General features: G+C 64.8%; 10 protein-coding genes. 4 read left to right on the top strand and 6 right to left on the bottom strand.

The window, feature by feature from the left end:
- Positions 1–977 precede the first annotated feature (977 nt).
- Both pepT and C2U47_RS18210 read left to right on the top strand, forming a co-directional pair.
- Positions 978–2,204 carry a peptidase T gene (pepT, locus tag C2U47_RS18215; RefSeq protein WP_010674181.1) on the top strand — a complete coding sequence of 409 codons (1,227 nt, stop codon included), beginning with the start codon at positions 978–980 and terminating at the stop codon, positions 2,202–2,204.
- A 105-nt stretch (positions 2,205–2,309) separates the two neighbouring features.
- On the top strand, positions 2,310–4,034 hold the full coding sequence (locus C2U47_RS18210; protein ID WP_010674180.1) for a lysophospholipid acyltransferase family protein: 1,725 nt from the start codon (positions 2,310–2,312) through the stop codon (positions 4,032–4,034).
- A 62-nt stretch (positions 4,035–4,096) separates the two neighbouring features.
- Here the strand turns inward: C2U47_RS18210 and C2U47_RS18205 are convergent, their stop codons facing one another.
- From C2U47_RS18205 to C2U47_RS18190, 4 genes are all read right to left on the bottom strand, one after another.
- A complete protein-coding gene (locus tag C2U47_RS18205; RefSeq protein WP_010674179.1) occupies positions 4,097–4,408 on the bottom strand; it encodes a SelT/SelW/SelH family protein in 312 nt (103 codons plus the stop codon).
- Positions 4,405–5,526: an adenosylhomocysteinase gene (locus tag C2U47_RS18200; RefSeq protein WP_010674178.1), complete on the bottom strand. Its 1,122-nt coding sequence runs from the start codon at positions 5,524–5,526 to the stop codon at positions 4,405–4,407. The genes C2U47_RS18205 and C2U47_RS18200 overlap by 4 nt, the downstream gene beginning before the upstream one ends.
- Before the next feature lie 185 nt (positions 5,527–5,711).
- On the bottom strand, positions 5,712–6,446 hold the full coding sequence (locus C2U47_RS18195) for a hypothetical protein (protein WP_010674177.1): 735 nt from the start codon (positions 6,444–6,446) through the stop codon (positions 5,712–5,714).
- Entirely contained in the window at positions 6,446–7,006 is a 561-nt protein-coding gene (locus C2U47_RS18190; protein ID WP_010674176.1) for a YceI family protein, read from the bottom strand. Before C2U47_RS18190 ends, C2U47_RS18195 begins: the two co-directional genes overlap by 1 nt.
- Before the next feature lie 109 nt (positions 7,007–7,115).
- Here C2U47_RS18190 and C2U47_RS18185 point away from each other — a divergent pair, with 109 nt between their 5' ends.
- Complete coding sequence (locus C2U47_RS18185) at positions 7,116–8,018, top strand: LysR family transcriptional regulator (protein ID WP_010674175.1); 903 nt, start codon at positions 7,116–7,118, stop codon at positions 8,016–8,018.
- 8 nt (positions 8,019–8,026) lie between these two features.
- Here the strand turns inward: C2U47_RS18185 and C2U47_RS18180 are convergent, their stop codons facing one another.
- Positions 8,027–8,428, bottom strand: a complete 402-nt coding sequence (locus tag C2U47_RS18180; RefSeq protein ID WP_010674174.1) for a hypothetical protein — start codon at positions 8,426–8,428, stop codon at positions 8,027–8,029.
- A gap of 66 nt (positions 8,429–8,494) precedes the next feature.
- Here C2U47_RS18180 and C2U47_RS18175 point away from each other — a divergent pair, with 66 nt between their 5' ends.
- Positions 8,495–10,228 carry a formate--tetrahydrofolate ligase gene (locus tag C2U47_RS18175; protein WP_010674173.1) on the top strand — a complete coding sequence of 578 codons (1,734 nt, stop codon included), beginning with the start codon at positions 8,495–8,497 and terminating at the stop codon, positions 10,226–10,228.
- Between the two features lie 236 nt (positions 10,229–10,464).
- Here C2U47_RS18175 and C2U47_RS18170 read toward each other — a convergent pair whose 3' ends face one another.
- The gene (locus C2U47_RS18170) at positions 10,465–12,114 is read right to left on the bottom strand and encodes a methyl-accepting chemotaxis protein (RefSeq protein WP_103261783.1); all 1,650 of its coding nucleotides are present in this window, start codon (positions 12,112–12,114) and stop codon (positions 10,465–10,467) included.
- Positions 12,115–12,189: the final 75 nt, after the last annotated feature.

Below are 12,189 nucleotides of genomic sequence, written 5' to 3'. Positions count from 1 at the left end.
AATCACATCCAGACCATTGATTGCAAAATGCGGCAAGCCAGAGCGGCCTGCTGACGTTGGACCCGCAACGGAGCATGCTCCGCCACATCCTGTTCATTGCACATCGCGGCAAGCCAAGGCTGCCTGGTGGATCTTGGGAAGTAACGAGTCTTGATGTGGGGCTGGTGGCTTTACATCAAGCTCAACGGTATGCGGTAACACCTTGCCGGCGTACCGCGGTACTTTGATGACAATCGGCATCAGCCACGCCGTTTGTTCATCATTCGGCAGCCATCCCGACGGACAGGAGAGGGTTTCAAGGAAGAGAAGGGAAGACGTCAGCACGCATCGTGTTGATGGACGACAACCACTACGACCCGCTCAACGCCAGTGACCGCCCATGACAAGGGAGATGATGAGCCCGAAGCCCACTCGGTCAGCTGAAAGATGAGAGTCCGTTGTTCTCCCTGATACCGGAGCCTAACCGGTATTAAAGAAACCATTCCCCAGCAGTGTCTGTCGTTTCTGCGTGCCTCGCCCTATAGGCGTCATGATCCTGCGGGTCTGGCGGACACGGCCTGCGCAGGGTTGCCCTTGGATCGGCGCGGAGTGTACACACTTACCGCAGCCAGTGACAATAAAAAATCGTGTTAAAAAACGGGTTTTCATCGGGGGGCAAAATCTCGCTGCCAGCAAGGCGGGCTCTGGGATGGCGGGGGATGGGAGTGCGTGGGCGAGGCGATGAAAATAACCAATACGTCACGCTTTTTGGGTCACCCCTTGCCAGCGCTGGGCCGAGGGGAAATTCAGCTTTTTCGCAATTGCTTAACCAGTTTTTATTTTGGAATTTTTATGCAAGGTGCCGAGCGATGATCCCTGCCCCTCCCCCTCGATGGCCCTCCTCTCCCCCACAAAGTCATCAAAAACTGCGCTGACGCAATAAGCGGCGCCGCCGTCTTGGCCACAATGACTCCTCTTTCGTGACCCGAGGCTTGCCCATGAACACCCTGCTTTCGCGCTTTCTCCACTACCTCACCTTTCATACACGTTCCGATGCGACCAATCCTGCCTGCCCCAGCAGCGAGGGACAGCGCCTCTTCGCCCGGGCCCTGTGCGACGAAATGACGCAGATGGGGCTGAGCCAGGTCACCCTGGACGAGCATGGCTACCTCACCGCCTGCCTGCCGGGCAACCAGCCGGATGCCCCCGCCATCGGGCTCATCGCCCACATGGACACCGCCGATTACGAGGCCGAATGCGTCGTCCCCCAGATAGTCGAGCACTATCAGGGGGGCGATATCTGCCTTGGCAAGGGGGATGAGGTGCTGGCCATCCGCCAGTACCGCTTCCTGAAAAACTACCTGGGGCAGGATCTCATCACCACCGACGGCACCACACTGCTGGGGGCCGACGACAAGGCGGGCATCGCCGAGATCCTCACCGCCGTGGAATACCTGCAGGCTCACCCCGAGATCCCCCGTGGCGATGTCTGGGTCGGCTTTACCCCGGACGAGGAGATAGGGCGCGGTGCCGACCGCTTCCCGCTGGACCGCTTCCCGGCCAAGTGGGCCTACACGGTGGATGGCGGCGAGCTCGGCGAGCTCGAATGCGAGAACTTCAACGCCGCCAGCGCCACGGTGCGCATCACAGGCAACAACGTCCACCCCGGCACCGCCAAGGGCAGCATGATCAACAGCCAGACCCTGGCCGCCCGCTTCCATGCCGCCATGCCCGCCGAACAGACCCCGGAGTGCACCCAGGGGTATGAGGGCTTCTTCCACCTGGCCCGGATGGAGGGCACGGTGGAGGAGACCACCCTGCACTACCTCATCCGCGACTTCGACGATGACTGCTTCGCCGCCCGCAAGGCCCAGCTCAAGGAGCGGGTCGCCTCCCTTCAGCTGGACGCACCCAAGGCGCGCATCACCCTGGAAATAGTGGACAACTACCGCAACATGCACAGCCAGATAGCGCCCCATCCCCACATCGTCGAGCTGGCCAAAGCCGCCATGGAGGCCGCCGACGTGGTGCCCAAGATCACACCCATTCGCGGCGGCACCGACGGCGCCCGGCTCTCCTTCATGGGGCTGCCCTGTCCGAACCTGTTCACCGGCGGCCACAACTTCCACGGCAAGCACGAGTTCATCCCCCTGCAATCCATGGAAAAAGCGGTCGCCACCCTGGTGGCGCTGGTGCGCCTCACCTCTGCCTGGCGGGCAGAGTAAGGGGGCAAGGACGGGGCTCGCCCCGTCATCAAACCGTCACCCAACCGACACACGAAAGGCACGCAGGGGCGTCAAGCTGGGGCAAAGTTCAGCGGAGCCTTGCCCATGTTCGACGTCGATACCCTGCTGGGGCAGCACCTGCCCCGCCTCGCCAGCCAGCCCCGCCTCCGTCCCCTGATGAGGCAGGGGCTGCGCTGGTTGCTGCACGAAGAGGCCTTCACCCGCTTTGCCGCGCGCCATCCCCACCTGCGCGGTCTGGACTTCGTCGAGCAGGCCCTCACCGAGCTCCACTTCGACTACCGGGTGAGCGAGGCCGAGCTCGAGCACATTCCCGCCAGCGGCCGGGTCATTCTTGTCGCCAACCACCCCATCGGCTCCCTGGACGGGCTGGCCCTGCTGCGCCTCATCGGGCGCATCCGCCCCGACGTCAAGATAGTGGCCAACCAGGTGCTGGCCCAGCTCGCGCCGCTGCGCCCATTGCTATTGCCGGTGGACAACCTGGGGGGCAAGACCGACAGGCAGGCCATCCTCGCCATGAACGAACACCTTGCCGCCGACGGGGCCCTGGTTATCTTCCCCGCAGGCGAGGTCTCCCGCCTCGGCCCCAAGGGGGTGAAGGATGGCCCCTGGCAGGCCGGCTTCATCAAGCTGGCCCAGCGCAGCCGAACGCCCCTGGTGCCCATTCACCTGGGAGGGCGCAACAGCCTCTGGTTCTATCTCGCCTCCTGGCTCAACAAGCCCGCCTCCGCCCTGCTGCTGGTGCGCCAGCTGTTTCGCCAGCAGGGGCAGACGCTGCCGGTGACCATAGGGGCGCGCATTCCCCTCGCCAGTTTTCAGGAGCTGCCGGCCAAGACGGCGGCCCGGCTGGTGCGTGGCCACCTCTACCGAATCGCTCGGGGCAAGGCGGGACGGTTGCAGACCGAGGCCCCCATCGCCCTGCCGGAGGATCGCCGCCTGCTGAAACAGGCCATCGACGGGTGCGAGCTGCTCGGCCAGACCCCGGACGGCCAGCGCATCCTGCTCTATCGCCGCCACGAGCAGAGCCACTCGGTGATCCTGCGTGAGCTGGGGCGCCTGCGGGAGATCGCCTTTCGGGCGGTGGGGGAAGGCTCGGGCAAGCGGCGGGATCTCGATGCCTTCGACGATGACTATCACCACCTCATCCTCTGGGATCCCGCCCGCCTCGACATCATCGGCGCCTACCGTTTCGCCCCGGTGGCCGAACGGCTGGCCAGCAAGGGGCTGGATGGCCTCTACAGCCACACCCTGTTCGGCTTCGAAGAGAAGCTGCTGCCCCGGCTGGAACAGGCCATCGAGCTTGGCCGCAGCTTCATCCAGCCCGCCTACTGGGGCAAGCGGGGGCTCGATTACCTCTGGTTCGGCATCGGGGCCTATCTGGCCCGCTATCCCCAATACCGCTACCTGTTCGGGCCCGTCACCCTCTCCGGCAGCCTGCCGCCGGCGGCCAAGGATCTGCTGGTGAGCTTCTATCGCCAGCACTTCGCCCCCGCCCTTGCCCTCGCCCCTTCCCGCCGCCCCTATCCCGCCACGCCGACGCTGTTCGAGGGGCGCGATTACGGGGACGACCTCAAGGTGCTCAAGGCAGGGCTCGACAATCTGGGCTGCGCCATTCCCACCCTCTACAAGCAGTACGCCGAGCTGTGCGAGCCGGGGGGCGTGCAGTTCATGGACTTTGGCATCGACCCGGACTTCAACCACTGCATCGACGGCCTGGTGTGGGTGGACGTGAGCCGCATCAAGCCCCACAAGCGGGCCCGCTATATCGGCCTCCCCGCCGGGGAAGCGCTGGTCACCTCTGGCGACCGTTGACCGGCGCTGCAACGAAAGAGGGAGGCCTGCGCCTCCCTCTTTCACATCATGGGTGATGCCGCCTACTCGGCTGCGGGTTTGCGATCCGCATGGCCGAGATCCCGCTCCGGGGCGATGACATCCCGCACCCGCTGCTTGATCTCCTTGGCCTCGGGGAAGCCCTCGTCGGCCACCCTGTCCCAAACCAGCACCCCGTCCACCAGGATGCGAAACTCCCCCTTGCTGGCGGGCACCAGGGCCACCTCGCCCAGTTCGCCGTCGAAGGTGGAGAGCAGCTCCTGGGCGAGCCAGGCGGCTCGCAGCATCCAGCGGCAGAGGGTGCAGTAACGGATTTCGATGCGCGGTTTCGCGAGGGGCAAATGGGTGTCTGTCATGGGGTGACTCCGTGAAAATCGGTCAACCAGTGGCGAGCGATGCGCTGCATGGTGGCCTGGGGCAGTTCGTGAAGGCCCGGGGTGGATGCCTGATGGGCCAGTTGGTGCACCCCTTCGATGATCTCCGCCAGCACGAGGTAGACATATTCGCCGATGACGGCGCCGTGGACGAAGTTGACCGCCTCCCCCCGGTTGAGCAAAAAGATGGTGCTGCCGTCCGGCCGGGTCAGGGCCAGCACATGGGGACACACCTCCTCGCTCGGCCAGGGCAGCTGGGCGAGGCTGAAGGCGAATTCGTCGTCGGCGGAGGTGACCGAGGCCAGCATGGCGCCGGGGCGCAGGGCCTGCAGATCGGATATATCGAGGGAGCCGTTGCCGGTGGAGCAGATCACCAGCTCGGCGCGGCCCAGGGCCTCGGCCTTGTTCACCAGCTTGAAGCCGTGGGAGAGCGCCTCCACCTGGCGCAGGGCATCCGTCTCCACCAGCTCCAGATGCAGGTTGCGACAGCGCAGTTCCCGGGCGATGCTGCGCCCCACCTTGCCATAGCCGAACAGGGCGGCCTGGCAGACATTGAAGGTACGCCTCAGGGTACGCGCGAGGGACTCCGCGGAGTAGACCACGCTCAGGCCGATCTGGATATCTTCCGCCTGCTTGAGGGGGCTGCGGGCCACCGAGATGACAGGGGCCGCCAGGGACTCCTGCTCATACCGCTGATGGCCGTTCTCGGTCATCTCCACCACCCCGATGAAACGTGCGCCAAAGTGCTCGGCCAGTACCGCCTGGCTCTTGGCGAAGTAGCCGCCGATGTCGAGGATGATGAGCCGCTCGTGGGACATCACCAGGGGGGCAATCTGGGCGATCACCTCACCGGGATCCGAGGTCCAGTGGCGATTGAGGGGCAGCACGGGGTAGTGCTGCTGAGCCCAGGCCAGCGTCGGTCCATGCACGGACTTGGGTTTGGGCAGGATGGCACCGACCCGGCCCACCCGATCGAGCACCTGGATGAAGTCGGGTCTGTCGGGAAGCAGGTGGGTCACCAGCAGGATGCAGAGATCCCCAAGACATCCCTGTTCGGTGAAATGGCGAAAAAACAGATGCTCAGATCCCTGACTGCGCAACTGTGGCCTCCTTAGCGTGCCGCGGGAAAGCAGGCAAACAGAACCCGGCATAGCCGGGTTCTGTGTGTATCCAGATAATTGAAAATCCTTTTTATCCGAAAGCACCATGGGTCTCAATCTTTATCTGTCCAGACTTTGACAAGCCCATCAATTTCTAAGGTAATAGCCTGTTTTTCATGCAGAAATCAGTAAAGTGACGCCTCTGGCCATACCCACCACAGACTCACTCCGGCACCGACGGCCGCCACCAGGATCAAGACCCCCCAGCGAGAGAGTCCCGGGCGCCCGTGCAGGACTCGTTCCAGCAGCGGCAACAACCAGACCGGCAGCAGCACCAGCAGGGGCACTTCCACGTACTGCCAGGCGAGCATCTGCACGAAGGCGAGTGCCAGCCCCAGGGCGGCCGGGGTCACCTTGACCCCTGCAAAGGCGCCGAGCAGGGCACGGAATCCGGCAAACGCGGCCAGGGCCCCCGTCAGCTGGGCGATGAGCAGGCTGCCATCGATGCCGATGACCAGCGCCAGCCAGATGAAGGCCAGGGCGAAGCCGAGCCCTTCCTCGCTGTCACCGCGCCAGCTCGTCCAGCCAGACCAGAGGATGGCGGGTAGCAGGGCCAGCCAGATCCCGGGCTCGCTCGCCAGCACGGAGGCCAGCCCCTGCCACCACACCAGGGCGCCCAGCCCCCCGAACAGCGCGAGGGCGACCCCCTTGCTGGTACCCTGGGTCAGGGCGGGCACCAGCAGGGTCAGCGGCAGCCACTGCCACGCCTTCACCGGCAGGCCATAGGCACCGCCCAGCAGGCAGCCCACCAGCCAGATCCCCAGGGCGCCCCACAGATAGCCCAGCCGCGGCCAGCGCCACGACAGCAAAGCGGCCCCTAAAGGAGCCGCCAGGGTTTGAAGCAGGAGTGCTGCGCCCATTACTTGCGCACGCCTTCAACGAACAGGTTGATGGTCATCTCGTCAGGGATGTTCGGCACCATGTAGTTCACGCCGAACTCGCTGCGCTTGATGGTGGTGGTGGCGTTGAAGCCGCTGCGGTAGCCGCCCCAGGGATCCTTGCCCTCGCCAATGTGGACCAGGTCGAAGGCCACGTCCTTGGACACGCCGTGCAGGGTCAGGGTGCCCTTGAGCACGCCTTTGTCCTTGGTGCCTTCATAGCCGGTGCTGACGAAGGTCATCTTGGGGTACTGCTTCACGTCCAGGAAGTCGGGGCTGCGCAGGTGCTTGTCGCGGGCCTCGTGGTTGGAATCCACGCTGGCGGCATCGATCTCGAAGCTCGCCTTGGCCGCCGCCGGGTTGGCGTCGTCCATGCTGAAGGTGCCACTGAAGGTGTTGAACCGGCCGACCAGTTCGGAGAAGCCGAGGTGGCCCACCTTGAACTGGACTGTGGTGTGCGCTGCATCGACATCGTAATCGGCAGCCATCAGGGGAGCCGCCATAAACAGGCAGGAGGCCAGCAGGGCCTTGGTCATTTTCATTCCGATCGTTCCTTCATTGGGGGTTCACAACGGTGAACAAAATGCTAACCTCCTATCGATAATAGATAATCATCGATTTATTAAAATAATTATCAACCGAGAGTGGAATATGGATCAGATAGCCGCCATGCGCACCTTCATCAAGGTGGTGGAGTGCCAGAGCTTCACCAAGGCCGCCCACCAGCTCGGGATCTCGGTCGCCATGACCTCCAAGCTGATGCAGCAGCTCGAGGAGTCCCTCTCCACCCGGCTGTTGTCGCGCACCACCCGCCAGGTCAACCCCACCGAGGCGGGCCAGTTCTACTACCAGCGCTCCCTGGCCCTGCTGGCGGAGCTCGAAGAGACCCACAGCCAGCTCACCCACAACAACCAGCAGCCCCAGGGCACCCTCAAGCTCTCGGTGCCCATGGATTTCGGCTACCTGCACCTCTCCCCCGCCCTGCCCCTGTTTCGCGAGCGCTACCCGGACTTGAAGCTCGAGATTGAGTACAGCGACCGGCGGGTGGCCCTGGTGGAGGAGGGGTTCGACCTGGCGCTGCGCATCGGCAACCTGCCGGACTCCTCCCTGGTGGCCAAGCCGCTCGCCATGATGAAGATGGTGGTGTGCGCCAGCCCCGACTACCTGGCCCGCCGGGGCAGGCCGAAGACCCCGGAGGATCTCAAGCAGCACGACTGCCTCATCTACACCCTGACCCAGCCGGACTGGGTCTTCAAACGGGATGGGGAGGAGCACAGCATCCGCCCCCAGGGGCCCCTTCGCGCCAACAACGGGGTGGCCCTGACCCGGGCCGCCTGCGACCACCAGGGCATCATCTTGCAGCCCAGCTTCATCGTGGGGGATGCGCTGCGCTCGGGGGCGCTGGTCCCCTTGTTGCTGGAGTGGGAGAAGGGGCAGGTGGGGCTCTATGCCCTCTATCCGCACCGCCGTTTCGTGTCGGCCAAAGTGCGCTGCTTCATCGAATTCGTGCAGGAGCGCTATCTGGCGCCCCACTACTGGGACAGGGAGACCTGAGCCCGGGCTCAGGGGGTGGGCATCAGCTCGGCCACCAGCAGGTGATCCTGCTGGCTCATCTGCCAGCGTGGCAGACGCTGGCGCAAGGCGGCGAGTTCGGCCTCCCCCAGCGCATAGGGCAGGGTGACGTGCAGGCAGTGGCAATCCAGCATGGCCGCCAACTGCATCATCAGGGCGAGGTTCGCCTCGTCGCTCTTGTGCTTGTTGATGCGCTTGCCGAGCTCGTGGCGAAAGTGGGTCTCGGGATCCTGGGTCATCGCCTGCCAGCCGTAGCCAAAGAGCGGGATGAAGGCGCTGACGATGCCAAGGGCGGTGAGGGGCCGTTTGGGCGGGTGATAGAGGGCGTTGAGATCCAGCAGGATGGGGCTTTGATGGGGTTCACGACTGCCGGATAAAATAGTATTGCTCATTGGATTACCCTGTTGATTCCTCTAGACTTCGCCGCATATTTGACCTGACATGCCAACGAGGTGCTGATGCTAAGCGATATCGAGATCTCCCGCCAGTCCCCCCGCCTGCCCATCGCCGAGGTGGCAGCGCAGCTCGGCATAGCGGCCGCCCATCTCCACCCCCACGGCCATTACAAGGGCAAACTCGACCTCGCGCTGCTCCATCACGCCCCCGCCCGCGAGCCCGGCAAGCTGGTGCTGGTGAGCGCCATCACGCCCACCCCCCTTGGGGAGGGCAAGACGGTCACCACGATCGGCCTCTCCATGGGGCTCAACCACATCGGCCAGCCCAGCATCGCCACCATTCGCCAACCGAGCCTCGGCCCCGTCTTCGGGGTCAAGGGGGGCGCCGCCGGAGGCGGCATGGCCCAGGTGGTGCCGATGGAGGAGATGAACCTGCACCTCACCGGGGATTTTCACTCCCTCACCGCCGCCCACAACCTGGCCTCTGCCGCCCTGGATGCCCGCCTGTTCCATGAACGCAAACTCGGTGACCAGTTCAGCGCCAGAACCGGCCTGGCGCGGCTCGATATCGACCCGGCCAACATCCTCTGGCCCCGCACCCTGGACATGAACGACCGGGCGCTTCGCCACCTCACCCTCGGCCAGGGCGGCGCTGCCGATGGTGTCGAGCGTCCCGATCGCTTCGTCATCACCGCCGCCTCCGAGCTGATGGCCATTCTGGCGCTGGCCAGGGATCTCAAGGACTTGCGCGCGCGTATCGGCCGCATCCAGCTCGCCCTCGACCAGCGCGGCAAGCCCATCACCGCCGAGCAGCTGGAAGTGGCGGGGGCCATGACGGTGCTGCTCAAAGACGCCCTCAAGCCCACCCTGATGCAGACCACGGAGCAGACCCCTGTGCTGGTCCACGCCGGCCCCTTTGCCAACATCGCCCACGGCAACTCCTCCGTCATCGCCGATCGCATGGCGCTGGGTCTTGCCGACTATGTGGTGACCGAGGCGGGTTTTGGCTCCGACATGGGGCTGGAGAAGTTCTTCAACATCAAGTATCGCCAATCCGGCCTCGCCCCCGCCTGCGTGGTGCTGGTGGCTACGGTGCGCGGCCTCAAGGCCAACAGCGGTCTGCTCGACATCCGGCCGGGCCAGCCGCTGCCGGCCAGCCTGCAAGGGGAAGATCTGCCCACCCTGACAGCGGGGTGCGCCAACCTCGCCTGGCATATTCACAACGCCCGCCGTTACGGGGTGCCCGTGGTGGTCGCCATCAACCGCTTCCCCACCGACAGCGACGCCGAGCTGGCCCTGCTGGAGGAGGCGGCGCGCCAGGCCGGTGCCTGTGGGGTCGCCCTCTCCCGGACCTTCACTGACGGTGGCGCGGGCGCGGCGGATCTGGCTCACGCCGTGGTGGCGGCCTGCAAGCAGCCCAGTGAGGTCAGGCTGCTCTACCCCGATGAGATGAGCCTTGTCGCCAAGCTCGCCACCCTGGTGGAGTGCGGCTATGGTGGCCGGGGCGTCACCCTCTCGGACAAGGCGCGCCAGCAACTGGCCAGACTCTCGGCAGAGGGCCAGGATCACCTGCCCGTCTGCATGGCCAAGACGCCGCTCTCCATCAGCCATGACCCGGCCAGGAAGGGCGTGCCGACGGACTTCGAGGTGCCCATCGAGGAGGTGAAACTCTGCGCGGGGGCAGGCTTCGTCTATGCCCTGGCAGGCCCCATCATGACCATGCCGGGCCTGGGCAGTCTGCCGGCCTATCGTCATATCGACATCGACGATGACGGGGAGATTGTCGGCCTGAGCTGACGTGCTGGCTGGCAGCCTGCCCTCCCTGAACACCATATCGACATCGACGATGACGGCGACATTGTCGGCCTGAGCTGACGTACAGGCTAGCAGCCTGCCGTCCCTGAACACCATATCGACATCGACGATGACGGGGAGATTGTCGGCCTGAGCTGACGGCGCCCAGGTCCAGCCAGAAACGACAAGGCCCCGCCGATTGGCGGGGCCTTCTGCGCTGTGCCGGGTGACAGCAAGACTCAGAGGGTGAAGCGCTGGGTCATATGGTGCAGCGAGGTGGCCAGCCTGCTCAGCTCGACGCAGGCCTGGGCGGTCTGCTGCGCCCCCTGGGCATTCTCGTCAGCGGCGGTGTGGATCTTGACGATGCTGCGATTGAGCTCCTCGGTAACCGCGTTCTGCTGCTCGGTGGCGGTGGCGATCAGGGTGTTCATGTCGGTGATCTGGGTGACGGCACCGTTGATGCTGTCGATGCTGCTCCCCGCCTCCCGCGCCAGCTCCACGCTCTCCTGCATCTGCTGACGGCTCAGCTGCATGGCGCTGCCCGCCTCGGCGGTGCGCTCCTGAAGCACTTCGATCATCTTGCTGATCTCGGCGGTGGACGCCTGGGTGCGCTGGGCCAGACTGCGCACCTCGTCCGCCACCACCGCAAAGCCACGACCCTGCTCGCCGGCACGGGCCGCTTCGATGGCCGCATTCAGTGCCAGCAGGTTGGTCTGCTCGGCGATGCCGCGAATCACGTCCAGCACCATGCTGATGCTGGCGCTGTCGGTCTCCAGTTGCTGCACCACGCTCCCGGCCTGCTCTATCTGACGGGAGACCTGCTCTATGCTGCCGATGGCGCTGCGTACCACCTGGTTGCCCTGGGTGGAGGTGCGGGAAGCCTGCTTGGCCGCCCCCATGGCGTCCGTGGTGTTGCGAGCCACCTCATTGACGGTGGACTGCATCTCGTTCATGGCGGTGGCGACCTGGGAGACCTCTCCCTGCTGGCTTGCCATGCCTTTGGCGGACTGCTCGGAGATGGCGCTCACCTCCTCTACCGCGCTGCTGAGCTGGCTCACCGAGCCGGAGATTTCGCTCACCAGCTCTGCCAGTGCCCCCTGCATCCGGTCGATGGCCGACCCCAGCTGCCCCAGCTCGTCGCGGTTGAAGCGGTTGCCGCGGATCCACTCCTGCAGCTCGCCCCGACCGAGATCGCCGCTCGCAATGCGCTGGGCCTGACGGGCCAGCATGATGAGCGGGTCACGGATCTGGCGGGTCAGTACCACGGAGAGGGCGACAACCAGGGCCAGGCCGATCACCAGGGCCAGGGTCACGCTCAGCTTGGCGCTGTCAAAGGCGGCGATCACCTCGGCGCGGGAGCCCACGGAGTAGCCGTGGTTGATGCGGATGAGATCCCCCACCGACTTGGTCAGATTGGTATAGAGGGTAACCCCCTCCCCCATGAAGAGGTGCTGGGCTTCGGCCATCTGTCCCGAATCCTGCATCTGCCGGATGCGCTGGTGCAGGGCGACATATCGCTCCCAGTCCGCCTTGACGATGTCAAAGGCGCGGCGCTCCTCCCGATCCTCCGCCCAGATGGTGCCATCGTGGGCCACTATCTGGCGCGCAGCCTCTTGCAGGCTCTTCTCGCTCTCGTTGCGATATCGGGCCTTCTGCTGGGCATCGTCCGCCACCAGGAAGACATCCAGTTCGTAGCGGCGCAGGGCATTGATGGTCTCGCCGAGGGTGCTGGTGCGCACGACGGCGGGCAGGATACTGTCGGTAAAGCCGATGGCGGCGCGGTTCATCTTGCTGAATTCAAACAGCGAGAAGCCGCCGATAAAGGCCATCATCAGGCCGAGTACGGCAAAGCCGGCGGTAAGTTTTTTGCCTATCGTCATGGTGTTCATGGCATGTCCTGCATGGGGGAAAACAAGTGGCATTGCTGGGCGCAGGCCTGGCCTGCGCCTTCACTACCCTCCTTG

This window comes from Aeromonas sp. ASNIH7 (assembly GCF_002903485.1).
GTDB lineage: Bacteria > Pseudomonadota > Gammaproteobacteria > Enterobacterales > Aeromonadaceae > Aeromonas > Aeromonas caviae.
The sequence above is the reverse complement of the archived record's forward strand: the minus strand, read 5'-3'. Positions and strand labels throughout refer to the sequence as shown.

Bases quoted from the DNA above. Each gene is read 5' to 3' on its own strand.
- pepT (WP_010674181.1), top strand. From the start codon at position 978: ATGAACACCCTGCTTTCGCGCTTTCTCCACTACCTCACCTTTCATACA.
- C2U47_RS18210 (WP_010674180.1), top strand. From the start codon at position 2,310: ATGTTCGACGTCGATACCCTGCTGGGGCAGCACCTGCCCCGCCTCGCC.
- C2U47_RS18205 (WP_010674179.1), bottom strand. From the start codon at position 4,408: ATGACAGACACCCATTTGCCCCTCGCGAAACCGCGCATCGAAATCCGT.
- C2U47_RS18195 (WP_010674177.1), bottom strand. From the start codon at position 6,446: ATGGGCGCAGCACTCCTGCTTCAAACCCTGGCGGCTCCTTTAGGGGCC.
- C2U47_RS18190 (WP_010674176.1), bottom strand. From the start codon at position 7,006: ATGAAAATGACCAAGGCCCTGCTGGCCTCCTGCCTGTTTATGGCGGCT.
- C2U47_RS18185 (WP_010674175.1), top strand. From the start codon at position 7,116: ATGGATCAGATAGCCGCCATGCGCACCTTCATCAAGGTGGTGGAGTGC.
- C2U47_RS18180 (WP_010674174.1), bottom strand. From the start codon at position 8,428: ATGAGCAATACTATTTTATCCGGCAGTCGTGAACCCCATCAAAGCCCC.
- C2U47_RS18175 (WP_010674173.1), top strand. From the start codon at position 8,495: ATGCTAAGCGATATCGAGATCTCCCGCCAGTCCCCCCGCCTGCCCATC.
- C2U47_RS18170 (WP_103261783.1), bottom strand. From the start codon at position 12,114: ATGAACACCATGACGATAGGCAAAAAACTTACCGCCGGCTTTGCCGTA.